The organism is Herbaspirillum seropedicae (assembly GCF_001040945.1).
GTDB lineage: Bacteria > Pseudomonadota > Gammaproteobacteria > Burkholderiales > Burkholderiaceae_D > Herbaspirillum > Herbaspirillum seropedicae.
In genome coordinates this window covers 4790362-4811346 of sequence record NZ_CP011930.1, presented here as the reverse complement: position 1 = coordinate 4811346, position 20985 = coordinate 4790362, and the positions used below count along the sequence as shown (strand labels likewise).

Sequence of the window (20985 nt, the reverse complement as noted above, 5' to 3'; positions counted from 1 at the left end):
AGACCGATTTTCATTCGGAGGGATGTACTTTACTAGATGGAGTTTTATTTGTCGGCGCGTGACAGCATGGAGGCGATGCGCATCTTTGCCGAAGAGCTCAGTTGCCTGCGCCAAAAGTAGACACACAACGCCGTGCTGGCAAGCAGGTAGAGCGGCGCGACACTCCACGATCCTATCCATCTTGCCAGGATGCCGTGCGCGACAAGGCCAGTGATAAATGTACAGGCAACCACTTTGACGACCCAGTCATAAATCCAGGGCAGCGGATAGACGCGCTGTGCCAGCCAACTGGCTGTAACGGAACGCAGGATCTGCGCCACCATCATTGACAGCGCTGCACCGGCCAATCCCAGCAATGGAACCAGAAGCAACATCGCACCGGCGATGGCGGCGATATAGATCAGGTGGGGATATACGCTACGCGAGGTTCGTTTCGACAGCCCGATGCCGATCTCCGTCACCCAGCTGATTGACTGTACTGCGGTTGCCATGGCCAGTGGAAACACCACCACGGTAGCGCCAGCATAACGTTGCGAGGCCAGCAGGGTCAGCAGGGGCGTAGCCACGCTATCAAGCATCATGGTCAAGACGCAGACCAGCAGCGAGAAGAAGCCCAGGACGAGGTTGTAGGTCTGTGCGGCATCCTGCTCGCGATGAATCGCTGTTGAGAAAGGGGCCCAGGCCGTCTGGAAGGAGCCAATGACGAGGGTCAGCAACATCGCCAGTTTGGAACCGGCCGCATACAGTCCAAGTCCTTCCACACCCAGCAGCTTTTCCACCGATTGACGTTCCAGCATAGGAACCGCTGCACCCAGCATGCAGATGATGCCGATAGGAAGCGCGAAGCGTAGCAAATCCCTGGCAAGATACAGACTCCTTGGCCGCACCAGCCAAGTGCGGACCATGAACAACCCTAGCACGCCGAATAGCATGTTGGTGATCAGGTTGACTACCAATACCGTCTCCGTGCTGACATCGAACAGGAAGACGGCGATCGCCAGGCCACTTGCCTGCGCCGCTGAATATCCGATCGACATGATCAGGAAGGCCCGTCGCGAAAAAGTCCACTTCAACAGGTTTTGAGCGAAGTTGACCGCCAACGTGAATGGCACCTGCGCGAGGACGATATTGAAGTAGCGTGTTGAGCCGTCGGCAGTCGAGACCAGTGCCGCGACCCGACCGGACAGCAAGAATAGAATCACGACGGCGCCGAGACAGACGACAGCCTGGATCACCAGAGATTGCGAGATGACCTGCTTGCGCTGCTCCAGGTCTTCATATTCATAGAAGAAACGTCCGACCGCCGAATCCTGTCCGAAGATCAGTGTGGTTACCAGGAAGCCCGCGAGCACAAGGAACAGGTCCAGCGTGCCGTATTCGGCCACCGACAAGTGGCGCGCAACCAAAGGAAACGTGATCAGAGAGAACGCGCGACTGACGGCCATGGCTCCGCCATAGACGACGGAATCCTTGAACAGGAAGGAGAGACGTTCGTGTTGGGCAAGCTTGGCGGGATTGATGATTTTCAAGGGGGGATGCTCAGACAACGAAGATGCCGGCGCGAGGAGGCCGGCAACATCGTTCAAGGACTGCGAGGATATGTTTCGTAATTCGCGTTGATGCCGAGAGCCGGCTTCAACAGTATCAACGCGAGTTGATGAGTTTGACGATATCGGCCGCGCTACGGATTTCGTTGGACTCTTGTTCGGAGAACTTGACGTTCAATTGTTCCTCGATCGTCAGCAGCACCGTGAATACATCGAGGGAATCAATGCCGTTCTGCTTGAACGTCTTTTCGGGATCAAAGGCCGAAATATCCTGGGCCAGGCCCGACTCTTTGATGATGTTGATGATGGTTTCAGTGGTTACCATGAGTTTTCTCCGTTCTTTGGCAAATGCAGCTGGCCCACGACAGGCCTACGCCGAAACCGCACAGCAGGATGCGCTGTGCGATGGTGTTATGCAGTTCTTTAGCTAATAGCAAGGGAATCGATGACGACACCGTATTGCCGGTGTCGTTGATGTCGATGCGGACCTTTGCCGAATCCAGTTTGAGTCGCTTGGTCAGTGTTTCAACAATGTAGCGACTGCCTTGATGGAATAGATAGACGTCGATATCTTCACGGTCCAGCCCCGCCTTCTCAAGTGTGGCCGTGACGCTCCCCGGGACCACAGTTGCTGCGAAGTTGAATACGTCGCGGCCATTCATGTGCAGGCGGCCATCGCGCTCGTGAAGTGACCCGGTGGCGTCGCCTTGTGATCCGAAGTCGAACGAGGCTGGTACCAGCACCGGGTCGGCTCCCACCAAGGTAGCGGTGGCCGCGTCGCCAAAAAGCAGGACGGTGTTCTTGTCTTCGGGGTCGACGATCTTGCTGTAGGGATCGCAGGTGATCAGCACACCCTTCTCCAGTCCGTTGGCTTGCATGAACGAGGTCAATACCGAAAGACCATAGACATATCCGGAGCAGCCAAGCGAGAGGTCGAAGGTCGCGCACTGTTTTGGCAGCGCTGCACGCGCATGCAGCAAGCCAGAGACGTGGGGCAGGCGGGAATCTGGATTCTGGGTCACGACGATCATGACCTGGATTTCATCGCGCACTACCTTGCCTTGGCGCAGCAACTGTTCCAGGGCCTCAAAGGCCATGTCGCTGGTTTCTTGACCCGGCGAGCGCGTTGTACGATGGAGCACACCGATCTTGTTGGCGAGGAAATCTTCTGTTACGTCGAACCGGCTTGCAAGATCGAGATTGGATTCCCGTCCGGAAGGCAGATATACCGCGATGTCCTTGATTCCGATAGCCATGGCGTCACACGATGCTGAAGTAGATTTCACCAACCTTGGCCCCATCGCGCATTGCTTCGCAGCGCGTCAGTTTATTGTTGAAGTTGGACTTGAATGCCAGTGTGCGAAAACCTTTTGCATCCGGGGCATAGTGCTCGAAGCGGGCGCGGACGAATAGCCATTTGCCGTTGAGCTCTGGAAAGAGCGCTTTGTGCAGCGCCTTGGTCATGGAGACCCACAGCTCCATGTCCGTAAAAGGCAGATCGATGTCGAGAGCACAGGTCCGCTGGTCAGTATCAATACTCATCCGCTCGATGATGTCTTCTTCAGGATAAGGATGGCGCTCGACAATCTCTGTCCCTGTCTCGACCACGAAAGCCTGGCGGCGTACGCCGTCGATACTGTACTGACATATCGCCACAGGATCCATGGCGCTCCCCTGATCGTCATTGATCAGTTCCACTGCGCGACGGGCCAGTCGATGAAACGCGACATCAATCTGCGCAACTCGGGTCGTTTCCGCACCTGCGCACAGCGCTTGAATTACCGCGTCGAATATGTCGGGTCCCTGAATATAATCACGCTCACCTTTGAAGGACAGCGTGAGTGGGTATCGTTGGATGCTCATTAGCGTCCCCATTTGAAATTGTGTACGAATTGCGCCAGCTTCTGCAGCCTGATCGCTGGTAGCGTAGCGACTGTCTGGCCCGGAAGTACATCATGATTGACGAGAGCCCCCATACCTACCGTTGCGCCGGCTCCGATACGTACTCCGTCCTTGAGCGTGCAGTTCGCCCATAGCTTAGCCTCATCTTCGATAACGACGCTTCCACTTAGGTGGCTGCGCCCAGCGATCTGGCAACGCATGCCAATCACGCTGTTGTGCCCGATGTTGACCTGCGGACCGATATGGGTGTTGTTGCCGATGACAGTATCGTCTATGGTGCCACGTCCCACTGCGCACAAGGCGCCGATCTCCACGTCATCGCCAATGCGCACATTGCCGAGATGGCGCACATTGCGCAATTGTCCATCGGCCGTCTCGAAACTGCCCAAGCCTTCATTGCCGATCACGGTGCGGGCGCCGATGCGGCTGCGGGCCCCGATACGTGAGCCACGGCCAATTAATGCTCCGGTCTCGATACGCGTGTTCTCACCGATCTGCACGTCATCTTCGATGATGACGCCCTCGCCTATGCTTACTCCTGGAGCGATGGTCACCGAGTTTCCTATCAGGGCGCTTGATGCGATGCCGGGCACAGTTGGCGCCAGCAGTTGCTCCACGATGTGCGCGTAAGCCTGGCGCGGATGGGGGGTGATGATGACACTGATCCCCTCTGCCTCGCCGGAAGGTGTTGCAGACGCCAGTACCAATATCGGACGGGGTAGATGTCGAGCATCCCAAGCGTTGATACGGAAGCTGAGGGTGCCGGCACGAGGAATTGACAGGGACGAGACCCCCCTGATGACCAGATCCGGCCCGCTCAGCGCGACGCCGAGAGCGCGGGCAATATCAGACGCGCGCAATTCATTCATAGAAGTGCTTGTCGAAATAGGTGTCGGAGTGGATCAGCAGATAAATCAGTGGAGGCCGCTCGGTAACATGTTCGCCGAAGCTGCGACGGTCGCCGTCCCGGAGAATTCCGTTCTCATAACATTTCCAGCGCGTCCATTCAGAGTCGCTGACATAAAGTGAGCGATTGAAAAGATTGAATCGTTCACCGTTGTCGTAGGCTTCGTACTTCAGCCCAAACTCATCGGGTGTGTGATTCTTCCAGAAATCAAGGTTGTTCAGCCCGGTCATCCCACCGTGGCTGGCGACGCCTTGAATGTCGATGTCCAGCATGCGATTGAGGATATCGATATCACGCCGCAGGCACGCCGATGCGTCTTCATTCCAGATGGCCGACTGATCTACGATTTCGCTGTGGTAGCCGATTTCGTGGCCGCTATCACGGATCGCCTTGAGTACGCGGTAGTTTTCAAAGGAGAATGGATTGTATTCGGGCGCATGCAGGCGAACAAAGAACGAGGCCTTTATGCCAAGACGGTCATATATGTCCCTAAGACGATGCGCCTTTTTCGCCGAAAAATCGATGTCTACTCTATTGACCACTGTCAGTGGAGGAAGCAAGTCCTTCTCGCGGGCATATTGCTCACAAGTGAGGAATGCATAGCCAGCATCGAGAGCTTGCCGGTATTGGGCTTCGAGCTTGGCAAATGTAAATTCGAATTCCGCCTTCATGCCAGGGTAGCCTCTAGCTCTTTTGTTTCGGGGAAATGCACCAGGATGCCATTCCCCTGCTTCTGGTAAACCACCATACTGCCAAGTGCCACCGCCGACGCCCCAGCTTGCTTGACCACCTTGCGGATATCGGAGAGGCTGCCGGCTCCGCCATGCGCGATCACCGGAATGCTGACCGCATCGGTGACTTTCTTGACCAGGTCTATGTCAAAACCGGACCACGTTCCCTCGCGGTCAATGGCTGTCAAAAAGAGTTCACCAGCGCCCAGCCGTTCCGCTTCTTGCGCCCAGGCGACGGGGTCGCGCCCGGTATTATGCCGGCCGCTGTGGCTACGCACCGTCTGGCCCCCGAGCACGCCGCCCTTTACGTCGACGGATACGACCACGGCCTGACTGCCGTATTCGGTAGCGATCTCGCTGATGAGGCTCGGATTTTCCAGGGCGTGGGTATTCACTGCCACTTTCTCGAACCCGATACTGAAGACTGAACGAGCATCGTCCAGGCTCCGGATCCCTCCGCCATAGCCGAGTGGCATGAAACACTCATTGGCAATATCAGCGAGCAGTTGAAGGTTTGGCCCTTTCTTTTCGCGCGAAGCTGCGATGTCGAGGAAAAAGAGTTCGTCCACTTCGAGTTCGTTAAAGATTCGGACCGTATTGCAGGGGTCTCCCACATAATCAAACGTAGAAAACCTCTGGGTCTTCACTAGACTCTCATGTTGCAACAGCAGCGCTGGAATAACTCGGGTACGCAGCATATTCAGAGCTCCGCGAAATTCTGTAGGATTTTCATGCCAAAGCGATGGCTCTTTTCCGGGTGAAATTGCGCGCCATAAATATTGTCACGGCCAATCGCCGAATCGAACTCGACTCCATACTGCGTACGCATCAGCGAATGCACAGGATTGTCGACCTTCACGAAATAAGAGTGCACGAAGTAGTAGCGTGGCTCGATGCCTATATCGTTGGTGAGCGCACTTGGCGTGGCGGGATGCGCTACATTCCAGCCCATATGGGGCACTTTGAGACCATCAATTCGTGGGAAGCGTATAGCCTCCCCGTCAATCCAGCCAAGGCCGGGCAACTTGCCTTCCTCGCTGGAGCGCGTGAGCAACTGCATCCCCAGGCAAACGCCTATCACAGGAACACGCTCTATCAGCGCTTTGTGGTCCAGTGCTGCACGCAGCCCTGGAGTCTCATTGATTCGATGCATGGCCGCATCAAAGGCGCCGACACCCGGGAGCACCAGCTTCTCCGCATCCCGGACGGCCTCGGGATCGGATTCGATACGCGCCTTGACCCCGATACGCTTGAACATGTTCAGCAAGGAGCCAAGATTTCCCATTCCGTAGTTGACGATGGTAATCATGTGGGAGCTTTGGCCGGGAAACAGTACTTGAGATAGAAGCTCATCGGGACGAGATTCGCCTTGGCAAGCATGTAGAAGAGCGGTCGCAGGCGCTCGAACCGTTTCTTATAGGTGGGATATTGTGTCCAGTTCTTGGCTGGCGCTTGCATGATCTGTTCATACACCTTATCGCTCAGGCCGAGACGCTTTTTGAAATAGCTGACCAGTTCATCTTCGACCAACGGCGGCGAGTTATATTCGGCCCATGCTTGCTCTCGCGACATGTTGCCGTTTCGCGCACGCGCCGAAAGCGTATTGTTGCGCATGTCGCCACCGAATTTTTGCGGCAGGTAGACGCTGTGATAGAAGGCGGTCATACGGTTCTCCAGATGATGTCCACCGTAGTAGCGCCATCCGAATGTTTCGGAGAGAAATTTCTTTGCGTCTTCCTTGGAGTAATTTAGATACCAAAGCGGCCGGATGAATTTCACCTGATTGAACAATGCCGACTTCAGGAAGCGCGAAAACGTCATCAGCGGATATGTCTTCATCGGCATGGATCCGAACTGCTGGTGAATAGCCTGGATATAGCGTCCGTCAAAATAGTTTCGTCCCAGAGGAGTGATGCCCTCTTCAACGAACGAGTGGCCCTCCAGAATGTACTTGATCGAATACTTGGCCGCCACCTTGCGCAGCAGATAGGCATAACCCAGGTCGGTTGATGCCTCAATTTCTGCGACGCCGGAGAGAAAGAACGACCGGAAGATGTCATCTGCCTCCTTGTTGGCCACCACGTGGGTATATAAATCCACACCCAGGCCGTCGAGGACCTTGTGGATATTCATGGTGGCAATGGCGGAGTTCCATGTATTGTCATAGTGCACCGCAAGCGGTCGCAAGCCCCATTGCTTGGCGAGGTGGACAAGGTAGGATGAGTCTGTACCACCGCTCACGCCGACGATGCAATCATATTGCTTGCCTCGCCCATCGCGGCGAATATCATCGAGAATGCGGGCAAACTCGGCTTCACCTTTCGGACGGCCCGTACCGTACTGATTGATCAGGCTCTCTACCTGGCGGCAATAGTTGCATACGCCTTGATCATCGAAGTGGATGGCAGGTACCCGCTCATCGTAGATGCAGCGAGAGCAGATTTTAAGATCGACTTGGCTGATATCAGGATTTTGCAGCACGTTCAACTTTCTTCTGGATGAGGGACCGGCCCACGCAAGCGGGCCGGGCTGCCCCATGCCTTCATACCTGAGGGAATATCCCGATTGACGAAGCTATTGGCGCCTATCACGCAACCGTCACCAATAGATACTCCCTTGCTGATGATTACGTTGGGGCCGATATAGCAGCGGTTTCCGATGCGAACAGTTGCGCGCTCAGGTCCCCGTTTCCCACCGCTGACAGCCCACTGTACAGTATCGTGGGTGTATATCTGTACCCCCGCGCTGACAGAGCAGTATGCTCCGATTTCCAGGCCACCTGATCCGTCAAGTACGGTAAATGGGCCGATCCAGGTATGGGCTCCTACCTTTACATTTCCCAGGATCAGCGCGCTGTCATAGACGCTGCTCCCCTCACCGAATCCAAGAAGGCGGGCTTTTTCCCAGCGGTCTACGATATAGTCGGCGAAAGGCAGGGCCCGATTCCACTGGTTCCGTACTACCTCCATTTCGCGGGTGAACAAAGCCCGTAAATCAGAAATGAGATCTGACGGCTGGCCCATATCGGGAGCAGATGGCGTTGATGAGTCTGCGGGGGTGTTTGAGGTGCTCATAAAGAGGCTTTCATCCACTCATCCACGTTCAGTAGAGACCAGATCAGTAGTCTACGATTTTGCTCGCCCTTCAGATGCTGCTCGACCAAGGGTCTGACGGCGCCATAGTCAAGCACCCCATAGATATCGGAGTTTTCGTTGAGCAGTGTGCGTTTCACGAATTCAATGCTGTCGCCCTTGAACCAGCTGGCGTCTGGCGAGGAGAAACCTTGTTTCTCCGCCTTGGTGACGTCGTCGGGTATATAGCGGGCCATCATGTCCCGCAGCAGCTGCTTGCCGTCGTTGGTCTTCTGGAAGAAGGCCGTTTGCTTGTCGCCGACATCGTTTTCGTTGATGCGCAATACCTCTGCGAGATTATTGAGCTTGAGGTTCACAGGGCATTGCATCGCAAAATCAACCAGATCGTTATCCATGAATGGAACACGGCTCTCCAGCCCGTGCGCCATGGAAAGCTTGTCTTCCACCACGAACAGTCCGTGCAGGAATGTCTTCGCTTCGAAGTAGAGTGAATGGTTGATATAGTCTTCGGGGCGATCCAGCGCATTGTCGTGAGTGGCGAACACGTCACGGAAGATGTCGCGCGTCCATACTCCGTCGACCTGCTGCTTCACCGGAGCAAACATCTGCTTCAGGTGCCGGTTATCTACCAGTCGCTGCCAGTAAAGATAATACTGATCAATATAATGTTCGAAGTCCTGGCTCATGGCAGCGCGGTAATAGCGCCACGGATAGCCGCCAAAGAGCTCGTCCCCGCCGCTACCAGACAAGACCACTTTGACGAACTTGCCAGCCAGTTTTGCCGCGTAGTAATTGGGATAGCTCTGTCCTACCCGCGGTTCCTCCAGGTGCCATGCAAGTCGTGGGAGACAGCGCTCCATATCGCCGGCCTTGAGCACCATCTCATAGTGCTCAGTCTTGAACCGTGCAGACATGGCTTCGGCCTTGGTACGCTCATCAAAGGCCAGCTCGATGCCCGAGGCGGAACTCAGATCGAAGCCGCACGTGAAGGTCTTCAGATTCGGGAAGGACTTTGCTGCGATTGCGGTGATCGATCCGCTGTCCATCCCACCGCTAAGATATGCGCCCAATTCGACGTCACTGACCAGTTGTCGGTTGACTGCCTGCTTGAAAAGGCGGTCCAGTTCCTCCAGATAGGCTTGCTTATCAGCTGCAACCTCTGGTTCGCGGAAGCGGTAGTCCCAATACCTGAATAGTTTCAGATCGTTCTGGCCTTGCTTGAGAACTGCATAATGGCCGGCGGGGAGAATGCGTACATCTTCCAGCAGCGTACGATCAGTGAAGATGTTCTGGAACGTGAAATACTCGAGCAGCGCCGGCAGATCCAGTTTGCGCTGGAATGCTGGTACCGCTGTGATGGCTTTCTGTTCTGATCCGAAAGCCAGGCAGCCTGCCTGACGCGCATAGTAGAGCGGCTTGATACCATAACGATCTCGCGCCAACAGGAGCTCGCGCTCTTTGCGGTCCCAGAGCGCCAGGGCGAACATGCCGTTAAAACGAAGCAGAGCGTCACGTCCCCAGCACTCTAATGCATGCAGGACCACTTCTGTGTCGGTCTGCGAACGGAACCAGTAGCCCAAGGCTTCCAGTTCGGTGCGCAGCTCGCGATAGTTGTAGATTTCCCCGTTGTAGGTCAGCAGAAACCGATGATCGGTGCTGATCATCGGTTGATGCCCGGCCGAGGACAGGTCGATGATGGACAGCCTTCGATGCCCCAGCCCGACATTGCCCTCAATCCAATGTCCTTCGCCATCGGGGCCGCGATGCATGATCGCGTTGGTCATGCGCTTCAGCACCTCGGGCGCGACGGGGCTGCCGTCGAAATTGATCAGGCCAGTGATGCCGCACATCAGATTTGACGGCCCCGTACCTGCTCGATCACGAAGTCCTGTTCCGCCTGCGTCATGCCATGGAACAGCGGAAGCGAGATGCTGCAATCATTGGCGGCCCAGGCGTTTGGGAAGTCAGCGGGCTTGAGTGCGTACTTCTCGCGATAGAAGGTCAACATGTGAACCGCGTGCGTTGCAGGTCGGGTCGAAATACCTGCTTGCTGAAGCGAATCCATCCAGGCATTGCGCGCGGCATTGATGCGTTCGATGGAATCGGTGTTGACGGGTTCGGGCTGGAACAGGCAGGGATAGCTCTGGTAGCCGTGTTCCAAGCCATCCACATGCGCTGGCGTACGGAGCCAGGAGAGGTCTGCGAACGCTGCATCATAGCGCTCGGCCAGGCGACGGCGCTCTGCGATGATGTCGTCGGCCCGTTCCATCTGGGCTGCGCCCAGTGCCGCCTGGATATCAGTCATGCGCTGGTTGTAGCCAGCGTCAGGGTGGTCTGCCAGCAGATAGGGGCGAGCGCCCAGATGCCGCTGGAGATCGGTCATGGCGGCGCCGTGGTCACGCAGGCGACGCAGCTTCTCGGCCAGGGCGTCATTGTCGGTCGTGATCATGCCGCCTTCCCCGGTGGTGATGGCTTTGCGGGGATGGAAGCTGAAGCATCCGGTATCGCCCAGTACGCCGACGTGCTTGCCGTGGTAGCGGCTGCCGAAGCCGCATGCTGCGTCTTCCACGACCCACAGGCCATGTTGCTTGGCCACATCGTTGATCTGATCCATCTCTGCAGCCAGGCCGAACAGATGGACGGGCAGGATCGCCTTGGTGCGGGAGGTGATCTTCGAGCGCAAGGCTGCGACATCCAGATTGAACGTATTGAGGTCAATGTCGCAGAAAACGACCTTGCCACCCAGGTGTTCGATCACATTGGCTGTCGCGATCCAGGTGAAGGCGGGAACGATGGCCTCGTCTCCCGGACCGAAACCCAGCGCAGCCAGCGACAGGTGCAGGGCAGTTGTACAGGACGTGACGGCGATGGAGTGGCGTGCGCCGGTGAAGGCCGACCATTTTTCTTCGAATTCGCGGACCTTGGGCCCCTGGACCAGCCAACCGTTGGACAGCGGCGCCAATACACTCTGGATCTCGGCCTCGGTCAGACTGGTACGTGCGATAGGGACATTCATCTTGGTAGGAGTACTCATGCGGGCAACCCCACTGCTTGGCGACGTACGGCGACTTCTGCCTTGTGATTCGCGCGCCATTCAATAAGGCGTTTGAGGCCTTCGCGCAGGTCGATGGTAGCCGTGAAGCCAATTTCGGACGAGGCCTTCTTGGGGCAGCCGATGCGGTTACGCACAAGGGTGGCCTGGCTACGCGGGGCGAAAGTGATGGGCTTGTCGCAACCAGTGATTTCCAGGAGCAACTCGGCCAGTTCCTTGAGCGAGGTGCGCTTGCCGGTGCCGACGTTGTAATACTGGTCAGCAGTTTCTGCCTTCATGGCGCATACGTTGGCAAGGCCACAGTCTTCCACTGCGACGAAGTCGAACGCTTCCGATCCGTCACCCATGATGGTCGGGCTTTCCCCTTTGTCGATAGCGTCCAGCATTTTCATGATCACAGCGATGTAGGCGCCGTGGTAATCCTGGCGTGGGCCGTAGACATTCATGTAGCGCAGGCCAACGTAGTTCAGGCCATAGCGATGATGGAACGAACGCAACATGGTCTCGCCGGCGATCTTGGTTGCGCCATAGAAATTCTTGTTGTTGTACGGGTGGTCTTCGTCCATGGGTTCGCGTACTGCGTCGCCATAGACCGAGGCAGACGAGGAATAGACCAGTCGCTTGACGCCCTTTGCCACGCATGCTTCCATGACATTGAAGGTGCCGCGTACGTTGACATCGAAAGCGCTGCGTGGGTATTCGTGGCATTGCAACAGCCAAAGCGCTGCAAGATGGAAGACGCCGTCCGCGCCTTCCAGGGCGGATTGCAGGATGTCAGTCTGCATGATGTCACCACCCACATCGTAGATCTTGACGCGCGGGTCTTTCAGCGCGTTTTGCAGATTTTCGCGGCTGCCGCGCAGGAAGTTGTCATAAATCAGGATTTCCTTGACATCTTCTTTTACCAGGTGATCCACCGTGTGGGAGCCGATGAGGCCTGCTCCGCCGATAACAACGATTTTCTTACCAGTCAAATCCATTTGACGTATCCCTTCAATAAAGTGTGATCACGAAGTTGGCGCTACTCACAGCGCGCCAGAGAAGGCTGAACTGCATCCGGCCGAATTTATATGCTGCGCAGCGCAGCAACGATGGAATCTTGCGCGGTGTGCTCAAGATCCGGTGACATCGGCAGCGACATTACCCGGGCGGCAAGTTGATCCGCTACTGGAGTCTGGTCGGGATCGCCGAGATGCCTGTACGCTGGTTGTCGGTTCAGCGGGACCGGGTAATGCACCGCGGTTGGAATTCCTGCATTCTGCAACGCTGCCTGCACTGCTTCACGATTGTCGAGCAGCACAGTGTATTGAGCAAATACGCTGTCGCGGTCCGGGCGCTGTTGGATGCGCGCGATTCCTGCCGCATCGAGGAGCGAATTGTAGCGGCTGCCCAGGGCAAGGCGTTGTTCAATCTCCCAGTCAAAACGTTCGAGTTTGGCTAGTACAATGGCACATTGCAGGGTATCCATGCGACCACCTACGCCAACGCGCGTATGGACGTAGCGCTGACTCTGCCCGTGGACGCGGATTTGACGGCAAGCGAGGGCGATTGCATCGTCATTGGTAAAAATCGCTCCGCCGTCTCCATAGCATCCCAACGGCTTGCTTGGGAAGAAACTGGTGCATCCTATGCTGGACAGATTCCCGCTCTTGCGTCCCTTGTAGGTCGCTCCGAAGCTCTGCGCGGCATCCTCGATGACGGGGAGATTGCCGTGGCGCGCCGCAATGGCGTTGATTTCGTCCATATCCGCAGCCTGGCCGTACAGGCTTACGGGCATGATTGCTTTTGTCTTGGAGGTGATCCTGGCTTCGATCAGGCGGACGTCGATATTGCCCGTATCCGGCTCCACATCCACGAACACCGGCTTGGCGCCCAAGAGCACCATGACTTCAGCGGTGGCAACGAAGGTGAAAGGAGTGGTGATGATTTCATCGCCGGGCTTGATGTCGAGCGCCATCAGGCTAATCAGGAGCGCCTCTGTACCGCTTGCAACGGTAATGCAATGTTTAGCCCCGGTATATGCTTCCAGCGCAGCTTCCAGCTCTCGAACTTCTGGCCCCATGATGTACTGACCGTGATCCAGCACTTTCTGAATGCGCGAATTGATCGCATCCTTCAGGGCGCGATATTGGGATTTAAGGTCGATGAAGTCGATCTTTTGGCTCATAGTGGCTCGCAGAAGGAATCGCTGATTTGATATCGGGAATTGCATTCGGTGCAGATGGTCACGCTCTCCGCGGTGGATAGGCGTTCGCCGCAACGGCACATCCAGCCGATGCGTCGTGCTGGCGTTCCGACCATCAGCGCATAGGCTGGCACGTCACGCGTTACCACCGCGCCGGCGCCGATGAACGCATATTCGCCTATCTCGTGCCCGCAGACGATGGTGGCATTGGCACCGATGGATGCCCCGCGCCTTACCAGTGTGCGACGATACTCGTGCTTGCGGCTGACTGCCGAGCGCGGATTATTGACGTTGGTAAAGACCATGCTGGGCCCGCAGAAAACGTCATCTTCCAGGGTGACTGCATCATAGATGGAAACGTTGTTCTGTACTTTGACATTGTTGCCGATCAGCACGTCATTGCCGACAAAGACGTTCTGGCCGAACGAACAGCGCTCTCCGATGCGAGCCCCGGAACAGATGTGCGCCCAGTGCCATATTCGTGTTGCTTCACCGATCTGCGCGCCCTCATCAACGAGCGCAGTTTCATGAGCGTGATAGGTCATAGATCAATATTCCAGTGGAAGGGATACCGTTGTTCCATCGCGTGCCGACAAGTAAGCAGCGATGAGCAACTCCAGTGACTTCAGCCCTTCACGGCCGTCGGTTTCGGGGGCAGCCAATCCGCGCATGACGTCGATGACGTTCTTGTAATAAAGAGGATGACCGAACCCGTAGACCGAGGTGGTCTCGTAGTTCGCCTCCTGGATCTGATGATCATAGTCTCTGGGTTCTTCGAATTGCCACAGCTGTATGTCATTGACTGCCACGCCGCCTACCCGTACGGTACCTTTCTCGCCCAGGATGGTGATGCTGCCCTCCAGGTTTTTTGGGTAGGTCAGCATGGTGACGCTCATGGAACCCAGTGCCCCGTTGCGCCATTTGACGTTGAGTACCCCGGTGTCCTCGACCTCGATGTCCCGGGTGGTGCTCATCATGGCCTGGACTTTCTCTACTGGGCCGATAAGCCAGTCCAGCAAGTCTACATAGTGGCTCGCCTGGTTCATGAACGCTCCGCCATCGAACTCCCAGGTTCCGCGCCAGCCGTTGCCCTGGTCGTAATATGACTGCGGGCGTGTCCAGAAGACGTTCAGGTGGACCATATGAATCTTGCCGAAGCGCTTCTCGGTGACGGCGCGCTTGAGCAACTGAAGCGTCGTATTGCGACGGTTCTGTTTGACCACAAACAGGTGAACGCCGGCCTCATCACATGCCTTTACCATTCTCACGCCATCTTTCCAGCGTGTGGCCATGGGCTTTTCAGTCATGACGTGGATACGATGCTTGGCCGCCAGCACGGTCTGTTCCGGATGGCTTCCGCTCGGGGTGCACAGCGCTACCAGATCAAGTTGCTCTTTTTCGAGCATTTCTTCCATGGTGCTATAAGCCGGAACATTGTACTTTTCCGCATGTTCGGCCAAGGTGACCGGATCGATATCGCAGATAGCAATCAACTCCATCTCATCAGCGTGTTTCTCGATCGAACCAAAATGGTTCTTCGATATGCGACCGCAGCCGACGATACCGATCCTGATTTTCCGGTCTGTAATCTTGGGATAATTATTCATTAACTTTTTCTCCGCCTATCGGTTTTCTACGCTTTGATTGCGCAGTTGCTGTACGTACCAGTTCATGGATTCCTTCAGGCCACGTCCGATCCTGTGGCTAGGTTCATAGCCCAACAGGCGCCGGCCCTTGCCGATGTCGGCTAGGGAATGTCGGACGTCTCCTGCTCTGAACTCCCGGAAGATGGGCTGAGCGTCCCTGAGATGAGGGAAGGTGGCACTGAGATTGTCTCGCAGGAACTGGTAGAGCTCCTTGAGCGTCGTGCGATCACCCACAGCCACGTTGTAGACTTGATTGGCCGCCTCATCCTGGAGCGTGCATGCAGCCAGCAGATTGGCCTGGACTGCATTGTCGACGTAGCAGAAATCCCGACTTGTTTCGCCGTCGCCGTTAATGTAAATCTGCTCGCCCTTGATGGCGGCGGCGATCCACTTGGGAATCACCGCCGCGTAGGCGCCATCAGGGTTTTGCCGGCGTCCAAAGATATTGAAGTAGCGCAAACCTATGGTTTGCAAGCCATAGGTCCGCGCGAACACGTCGGCGTAGAGCTCGTTGACGAACTTCGTAACCGCATAGGGGGAGAGTGGCTTGCCGATCCGGTCTTCTACCTTGGGCAGACCAGGATGGTCACCGTAGGTCGAGCTGCTGGCGGCGTACACGAAGCGCTTGACGCGTGCATCTCTCGCAGCAACCAGCATATTCAGGAAACCGTCGATATTGTTCTGATTGGTGGTGATCGGGTCTTCAATACTGCGCGGAACGGAACCTAGGGCGGCCTGATGCAGTACGTATTCAACGATATTGCTGCCCAGAGCCTCGTGGTGCATGGCTGCGCGGCAATCGTCCAGCTTGCGGATGTCGCCCTCCACAAAGCGGAAATTTGCCCACTGCTCAGGAGTCACCAGCGCTTTGACTTCATCAAGGTTGTGTTGGAAACCGGTACTGAAGTTGTCCAGGCCAACGACGCGCTGGTTCAGCTTGAGCAGCGTCTCCAGCAGGTTGCTGCCAATGAATCCAGCCACACCCGTGACCAGCCAGGTTCGCGGGGTCAGGGGAAGTTCTTGCTGCAACGTCTCGTAAGCGCTTGTCATTACAGCCTCAAATCTGATTCAGTCGTGCTGAGCACATATTTCAGGTCGTATAGGACAGTGCTGGTCTTGCCGAGGGCGCGGATCGCTTGCGCACCCATTTCCTTGAATTGCTGGTGAGCCACTGCAAGGATGATGGCATCGTAGCTTCTGGGGTGAGGGGCAGCGATCGGAGTGATGCCGTACTCATGCTCGGCTTCTTCCGTTGTGACCCAAGGATCGTAGACGTCGACCTCACAGTTATAGTCCTTGAGCTCGGCAACAATGTCGACGACTCTGGTGTTGCGCAGATCCGGACAGTTTTCCTTGAAGGTAAAGCCCATCACCAGCACCTTGGCGCCCTCGACCTGTATGCGCTTCTTGGTCATCGCCTTGACCAGTTGCGCTACGACATAGGTCCCCATGCTGTCGTTGAGTCGCCGTCCTGCGAGGATGATTTCGGGGTGATAGCCAATTGCCTGGGCTTTGTGCGTGAGGTAATAAGGATCGACACCGATGCAATGGCCGCCCACCAGGCCGGGGCGGAACGGCAAGAAATTCCACTTGCTGCCGGCAGCCTTCAGGACGGCCTCCGTATCGATCCCCATCTTGTTGAAGATCAGGGCAAGTTCGTTAATGAGTGCGATGTTGAGATCGCGTTGGGTATTTTCGATGACCTTGGCGGCCTCCGCGACCCTGATGCTTTCAGCCTTGTGTGTGCCAGCGACAATGATTTCGTTATACAGAGCGTCGACTATATCGGCTACTGCCGGCGTGGATCCCGATGTTACCTTCTTGATCGTGGTGACCCGATGCTCCTTGTCGCCAGGGTTGATGCGTTCAGGGCTGTATCCGCAGAAGAAGTCCTCATTGAACTTCAGGCCGGAGTGCAGTTCCAGTACCGGTACGCAGTCCTCTTCGGTACATCCAGGGTAAACGGTGGACTCGTAGATCACGATGTCCCCCTTTTTCAATACCTTGCCAACTGTTTCACTGGCCTTTATCAGGGGGGGTAGATCGGGACGCTTATATTCGTCAATAGGGGTTGGGACCGTGACGATGTAGCAGCTGCATGTCCGCAAGTCCTCAAGACTGGTAGTAAAGGAAAGTTTTGTCGCGGCGGAGAGTTCTTCCGGAGTTGTTTCCAGAGTAAAGTCATTTCCGCTCTTTAGTTCATCAATGCGGCGCTGATTAATGTCGAAGCCGATCACCGGGCGCTTTCGGCCGAATTCGACCGCAAGCGGGAGGCCAACGTAACCAAGGCCGATGACGGCCAACTTGATATTTGCAGAAGTCATGAGAACTGTCGTCTTTTTCAGTTCGAGAAAATCAAGCCCCAGACGTCTCTTGGAGCGGTGCGGCCAGGCTTGAAAGGTCGAGATTGATGCGTAGGGACTCGTGAGGCTGCCATCCCGGCCAGCCTTTGCTAACCGGAGAGCTAGTTGCGGTGCGACCAGGCTTTTGATTCGACAGCGAGAGCAGAGTGCTAGTGCTCCGGGCAGGCTACCGCAGTGCTGTGGTGCGGTCAGCAAGCGCGATGGGTGGGCCTCACAAGTAGGGCAGCGTTCCAATGGAAGCTGATCAAGCGTAGTGTCTTTTGAGACGGGCTAGATTGTGCCACATTTAATGCGGGTTTTAAAACTCGCCCAATGAGAATTTAATGTGCATTTCCGGCGGTTGATACGCTTGCAACTCCTAATCCTTCGCATTGGCCTTTGAAGCATTACGCCAACTTAAAATATCTGCGCCCAAAGCAAAAAGCCCGACCTCTTCAGGTCGGGCTTTCGGATCTTGGTGGCCCGGGGCGGAATCGAACCACCGACACAAGGATTTTCAATCCTCTGCTCTACCAACTGAGCTACCAGGCCAAGACGGACAAGTATAGACGCTTTAAAAAATTATGCAAGTCCTTTTTGAAAAATAGTTTTCGCCACCCCGTTTATAATCGCCAGCATGACTACCCACGCACACCCCAATTCCTCTTCGTCGGCCGGGGCCGGCACTGATATCTGCATCGTCGGCGACGGCGCGGTCGGCAAGACGGCGGCGCTGGGGCTGGCGCAGGCTGGCTTCAAGGTGACGCTGCTGGCGCCGCCGCCCAAGGCTGCGCCGCCCGATACGGCCAGCTGGGATGTGCGCGTCTACGCCCTGAACCATACCGCCCAGCGGCTGCTGTCGTCGGTGCGCGTCTGGGATGCCATGGAGGGCGAACGTATTGCTGCGGTCGACAACATGACCGTCCACGGCGACGGTGTACCCGACAAGGCCCGCCCAGGCCTGCTCAGTTTCGATGCCTACGCGGCGCGTACCGATGCCCTGGCCTGGATCGTCGAGGATCGCAACCTCGACCAGGCCCTGGACGCGGCGCTGCGCTTCGCGCCCAACATCCGCGTGGTCCAGGGCCGCGCCACCGCGCTGGCAGTGCTTGGTGAAACCGCGACCCTGACGCTGGAATCCGGCCAGTCGCTGTCGGCCTCCCTGGTGATTGGGGCTGATGGCGCCAATTCCTGGGTGCGTGGCCAATGCGATATCGGCCTGGATTACCGCGCCTACGGCCAGAACGCCATCGTCACCAATTTCTCCTGCGAATTGCCCCATCGGGGCGTGGCCTATCAGTGGTTCAGCCCGACCGAAGGGGTGATCGCGCTCTTGCCGCTGCCGGGCAATCGCGTCTCTCTGGTCTGGTCGGCGCCGCAGGCGCTGGCGGATCAACTGCTCAAGCTCCCGCTCTCGGCCCTGGCCGAGCGCCTGGCCCAGTGGGCCGCACCGGTGCTGGGCGCGCTCACGCCGCTGCAGCCGGAGGTGGCCAAGGCCTTCCCGCTGCGGCTGATCAAGCCGCATGCAATGATTGCGCCGCGGGTGGCCCTCATCGGCGATGCTGCCCATGTCGTCCACCCCATGGCCGGCCATGGCATGAACCTGGGCTTTGGGGATGTGGCCGCGCTCATCGATATCCTGCTCAAGCGCGAGCCCCAGTACGACTGCGGCGATGAGCGCTTGCTGCGCCGCTACGCCCGCGCCCGCAAGGAAGAAGTGCTGCTCATGCAGATCGCCACCGATGGCCTGCACCGGATCTTCTCGACCGAGGCCGAACCGGTGCGCCTGGTGCGTAATCTCGGGATGAGCCTGCTCAACCGCCTGCCCGTCCTGAAACGCCGGCTGATTGCCCATGCGTTGGGGCAGTAAGCCGCGGCGATTTCAGGTAAGGTAGGGCTCCTGGCCAAGCAAGAGGGCATCGGGATGGCATCGATGCCCGGCTTGGCCGGAAAACACCTCCCCCTACATTGTTGAAAGACATCTGCAAGTCCAGTGCTGGAGCGGCTTTGCGGCCGATGCCTGAAAGATTGGATGCGCGTTTGATTTGAATCAGGACGAGTATGAAAAATTTTTTGACCGCAGGTGCGAGCTCCTTGCGCCATCTGAGCATGGCAGCATTGCTGCTGGCCTCCACCGTCGTGGGCGTGAGCGCCCATGCGCAAGCCGAGGCCGCTGAGAGCACCGAGGCCACCATCAAGAAGCTGATCGAGCCGCGCCTGGGCAAGGATGCCAAGGTCGACGCCGTCACCAAGACGCCCTATGCCGGCCTCTATGAAATCCAGATCGATGGCGACGTCATCTATACCGATGCCAAGGCCCAGTATCTCTTCATCGGCCGCGTGGTCGATTCGCAGACCTACCGCGACTACACCAAGGAAAAGATCGAGTCGCTGAACCAGATCCCGTTCTCGGGGCTGCCGCTGGACAAGGCCATCAAGACCGTCAAGGGCAATGGCAAGCGGGTGATCGCCATCTTCGAGGATCCCAACTGCATCTATTGCAAGCGCCTCCACAAGACGCTGCAGGAAGTGGACAACATCACCTATTACACCTTCCAGTACAACATCCTCTCGCCGGACTCCATCGTGAAGTCGCGCAACATCTGGTGCGCGCCCAATCCAAGCCGCGCGTGGAGCGAGTGGATGGTCAACGGCAAGGAAGCGCCGGCTGCCGCCACCTCCTGCAATGCGCCGCATGAAGACGTGCTGGCGCTGGGCCAGAAGCTCAAGGTCACTGGCACGCCGACCATCTTCTTCACCGATGGCTCGCGTATCCCCGGGGCGGTCGACGCCAAGTCGCTGGAACAGAAGCTGTCTTCGCTGAAGTAAGCGAATCAAGAAAAAAGGGCGCTCGCATGGCGGGCGCCCTTCGTCTATCTGCGTGACCGCCGTGGGTAGGTACTCACTTTCCGGTATGCAGTTCCATCATGGCCTGTTCGAACTTGCCTTGCACCAGCAGGGGAATGACGTTGAGACTCTGGTCCAGTGCTTCGTTGATCAGGTTCTGTTCTTCCTTGCGCGGCCGGTGCAGCACGAAGTCGGCCACCGGCTGCTGCAAGCCCAGCGTGCGCGGATGGCCGATGCCCAGGCGCAGGCGCCAGTAATCCTGGGTGCCGAGGGCGGCGGTGATGTCCTTCAAGCCATTGTGGCCGCCCGAGGAGCCGCCTTTCTTGATCTTGGCCGCACCCGGCGGCAGGTCCAGCTCGTCGTGCACCACCAGCACTTCGTCCGGATTGATCTTGTAGAAGCGCGCCAGCGCGCCCACCGACTGACCGGAGCGGTTCATGTAGGTCTGGGGTTCGAGCAGCCAGACTTCGCTGCCGGCAATGCTGGTCTTGCCGGCCAGCGCATTGAAGCGCTGCTCGCGCGCCAGGCGCACCGGGCCGGCGAGGTTGTCGACCAGCCAGAAGCCGGCGTTGTGGCGGGTTTGTTCGTATTCGGGGCCGGGATTGCCGAGGCCGACGATGAGACGGATGGACATAATGCAACAATGAGGGGACGCGCGAGGCTGAAGCGGCGATTATCGCGGCTTTGGCGGCTGCCGTCCAATCCCCGCCGGGCCCGATGGCGCCTGCTCCGAC

21 protein-coding genes and 1 tRNA gene are annotated in these 20985 nt (G+C 57.1%); 2 read left to right on the top strand and 20 right to left on the bottom strand.

Annotated features, from left to right (window positions below; genetic code table 11):
- Positions 1–44: 44 nt before the first annotated feature.
- The 19 genes from ACP92_RS21000 to ACP92_RS20915 all read right to left on the bottom strand — a co-directional run bounded on the left by ACP92_RS21000 (position 45) and on the right by ACP92_RS20915 (position 17956).
- Positions 45–1529 (bottom strand): lipopolysaccharide biosynthesis protein, encoded by a 1485-nt coding sequence (locus ACP92_RS21000; protein WP_041311283.1) that lies wholly within the window; start codon positions 1527–1529, stop codon positions 45–47.
- A gap of 115 nt (positions 1530–1644) precedes the next feature.
- Positions 1645–1872, bottom strand: coding sequence for an acyl carrier protein (locus ACP92_RS20995; protein WP_013236135.1), 228 nt, complete (start codon positions 1870–1872; stop codon positions 1645–1647).
- Complete coding sequence (locus ACP92_RS20990; protein WP_013236134.1) at positions 1859–2803, bottom strand: ketoacyl-ACP synthase III; 945 nt, start codon at positions 2801–2803, stop codon at positions 1859–1861. Before ACP92_RS20990 ends, ACP92_RS20995 begins: the two co-directional genes overlap by 14 nt.
- Before the next feature lie 4 nt (positions 2804–2807).
- On the bottom strand, positions 2808–3410 hold the full coding sequence (locus tag ACP92_RS20985) for a hypothetical protein (RefSeq protein ID WP_013236133.1): 603 nt from the start codon (positions 3408–3410) through the stop codon (positions 2808–2810).
- Positions 3410–4318 (bottom strand): DapH/DapD/GlmU-related protein, encoded by a 909-nt coding sequence (locus tag ACP92_RS24085; protein WP_013236132.1) that lies wholly within the window; start codon positions 4316–4318, stop codon positions 3410–3412. The genes ACP92_RS20985 and ACP92_RS24085 overlap by 1 nt, the downstream gene beginning before the upstream one ends.
- On the bottom strand, positions 4311–5027 hold the full coding sequence (locus tag ACP92_RS20975; protein WP_013236131.1) for a polysaccharide deacetylase family protein: 717 nt from the start codon (positions 5025–5027) through the stop codon (positions 4311–4313). The genes ACP92_RS24085 and ACP92_RS20975 overlap by 8 nt, the downstream gene beginning before the upstream one ends.
- Positions 5024–5785 carry an AglZ/HisF2 family acetamidino modification protein gene (locus ACP92_RS20970; RefSeq protein WP_013236130.1) on the bottom strand — a complete coding sequence of 254 codons (762 nt, stop codon included), beginning with the start codon at positions 5783–5785 and terminating at the stop codon, positions 5024–5026. The genes ACP92_RS20975 and ACP92_RS20970 overlap by 4 nt, the downstream gene beginning before the upstream one ends.
- Positions 5786–5787: 2 nt before the next feature.
- A complete protein-coding gene (gene hisH, locus ACP92_RS20965) occupies positions 5788–6396 on the bottom strand; it encodes an imidazole glycerol phosphate synthase subunit HisH (RefSeq protein ID WP_013236129.1) in 609 nt (202 codons plus the stop codon).
- A complete protein-coding gene (locus tag ACP92_RS20960; RefSeq protein ID WP_048348748.1) occupies positions 6393–7568 on the bottom strand; it encodes an N-acetyl sugar amidotransferase in 1176 nt (391 codons plus the stop codon). The genes hisH and ACP92_RS20960 overlap by 4 nt, the downstream gene beginning before the upstream one ends.
- Positions 7569–7570: 2 nt before the next feature.
- Positions 7571–8161 (bottom strand): acyltransferase, encoded by a 591-nt coding sequence (locus ACP92_RS24430; protein ID WP_198136711.1) that lies wholly within the window; start codon positions 8159–8161, stop codon positions 7571–7573.
- The gene (gene asnB, locus ACP92_RS20955) at positions 8158–10029 is read right to left on the bottom strand and encodes an asparagine synthase (glutamine-hydrolyzing) (RefSeq protein WP_013236126.1); all 1872 of its coding nucleotides are present in this window, start codon (positions 10027–10029) and stop codon (positions 8158–8160) included. The genes ACP92_RS24430 and asnB overlap by 4 nt, the downstream gene beginning before the upstream one ends.
- Positions 10029–11213: a DegT/DnrJ/EryC1/StrS family aminotransferase gene (locus tag ACP92_RS20950; RefSeq protein ID WP_198136710.1), complete on the bottom strand. Its 1185-nt coding sequence runs from the start codon at positions 11211–11213 to the stop codon at positions 10029–10031. Before ACP92_RS20950 ends, asnB begins: the two co-directional genes overlap by 1 nt.
- Entirely contained in the window at positions 11210–12211 is a 1002-nt protein-coding gene (locus ACP92_RS20945) for an NAD-dependent epimerase/dehydratase family protein (RefSeq protein ID WP_013236124.1), read from the bottom strand. The genes ACP92_RS20950 and ACP92_RS20945 overlap by 4 nt, the downstream gene beginning before the upstream one ends.
- 86 nt (positions 12212–12297) lie before the next feature.
- Complete coding sequence (locus tag ACP92_RS20940) at positions 12298–13386, bottom strand: DegT/DnrJ/EryC1/StrS family aminotransferase (RefSeq protein WP_041312302.1); 1089 nt, start codon at positions 13384–13386, stop codon at positions 12298–12300.
- 8 nt (positions 13387–13394) lie between these two features.
- Positions 13395–13961 (bottom strand): acyltransferase, encoded by a 567-nt coding sequence (locus tag ACP92_RS20935; RefSeq protein WP_013236122.1) that lies wholly within the window; start codon positions 13959–13961, stop codon positions 13395–13397.
- Between the two features lie 3 nt (positions 13962–13964).
- A complete protein-coding gene (locus ACP92_RS20930) occupies positions 13965–15023 on the bottom strand; it encodes a Gfo/Idh/MocA family protein (RefSeq protein WP_013236121.1) in 1059 nt (352 codons plus the stop codon).
- 15 nt (positions 15024–15038) lie between these two features.
- On the bottom strand, positions 15039–16112 hold the full coding sequence (locus tag ACP92_RS20925; protein ID WP_013236120.1) for an NAD-dependent epimerase/dehydratase family protein: 1074 nt from the start codon (positions 16110–16112) through the stop codon (positions 15039–15041).
- Positions 16112–17386 carry a Vi polysaccharide biosynthesis UDP-N-acetylglucosamine C-6 dehydrogenase TviB gene (tviB, locus tag ACP92_RS20920; protein WP_013236119.1) on the bottom strand — a complete coding sequence of 425 codons (1275 nt, stop codon included), beginning with the start codon at positions 17384–17386 and terminating at the stop codon, positions 16112–16114. Before tviB ends, ACP92_RS20925 begins: the two co-directional genes overlap by 1 nt.
- A 494-nt stretch (positions 17387–17880) precedes the next feature.
- A tRNA-Phe gene (locus ACP92_RS20915) sits at positions 17881–17956 on the bottom strand.
- 85 nt (positions 17957–18041) lie between these two features.
- Between ACP92_RS20915 and ACP92_RS20910 the strand changes: the two genes are divergently transcribed.
- Together ACP92_RS20910 and ACP92_RS20905 are read left to right on the top strand one after the other, a co-directional pair.
- On the top strand, positions 18042–19274 hold the full coding sequence (locus tag ACP92_RS20910; protein WP_013236117.1) for an FAD-dependent monooxygenase: 1233 nt from the start codon (positions 18042–18044) through the stop codon (positions 19272–19274).
- A 191-nt stretch (positions 19275–19465) separates the two neighbouring features.
- The gene (locus ACP92_RS20905) at positions 19466–20233 is read left to right on the top strand and encodes a DsbC family protein (protein WP_013236116.1); all 768 of its coding nucleotides are present in this window, start codon (positions 19466–19468) and stop codon (positions 20231–20233) included.
- A 73-nt stretch (positions 20234–20306) separates the two neighbouring features.
- Here the strand turns inward: ACP92_RS20905 and pth are convergent, their stop codons facing one another.
- Complete coding sequence (pth, locus tag ACP92_RS20900) at positions 20307–20885, bottom strand: aminoacyl-tRNA hydrolase (RefSeq protein WP_013236115.1); 579 nt, start codon at positions 20883–20885, stop codon at positions 20307–20309.
- Positions 20886–20985 lie beyond the last annotated feature (100 nt).